The sequence below is a fragment of the Sunxiuqinia sp. sy24 genome, assembly GCF_052677165.1.
The window spans coordinates 1-566 of record NZ_JBQYLH010000050.1 but is presented as its reverse complement, the minus strand read 5'-3'; the positions used below and the strand labels follow the sequence as shown (position 1 = coordinate 566).

The window sequence follows — 566 nt, the reverse complement described above, 5'->3', positions numbered from 1 at the left end:
TCTTCAAAACCGGGGAGTACACGATGTGCTGATTGCTTGTATGGATAACCTCAAAGGCTTTACCGAGGCGATAGAAGCCGTTTTTCCGAAAACAGACATTCAACTATGCATCATTCACCAGATTCGCAATTCATTTAAGTATATCGCATGGAAAGACCGAAAAGAATTCAATCAGGAATTGAAACTCATCTACCAAGCCTCCAACCTGGCAGAAGCCGAACTGGCCATGGAACAATTTGAAGAAAAGTGGGGCCAGAAATACCCGCTTGTGATCAAATCCTGGAAAAACAATTGGCATTACCTAACCCGCTTTTTCGATTATTCCAAGCACTTAAGACGCATCATGTACACCACCAATATTATTGAAGGATTCAACAGACAGATACGACGGGTTACTAAGCGTAAAGGTGCATTCCCAAGTGATATGGCCTTGATGAAAATACTTTATCTGGCTCAACAACAAATAACAAAAAACTGGACCAGCAAACCTGCTTACTGGGGGCAAGTAAAACAAGAACTGATTATTAAATTTGAAGAACGATGCCAACTAAAACTGTAATAGCAAA

The 566-nt window shown here is 40.6% G+C and carries 1 protein-coding gene; it reads left to right on the top strand.

Translation table 11 applies throughout. The features are described 5' to 3' along the window. Positions 1–559: IS256 family transposase (locus tag ACUNWA_RS19040; protein ID WP_445593514.1), on the top strand; the 559-nt coding region annotated here is incomplete at its 5' end. Positions 560–566: the final 7 nt, after the last annotated feature.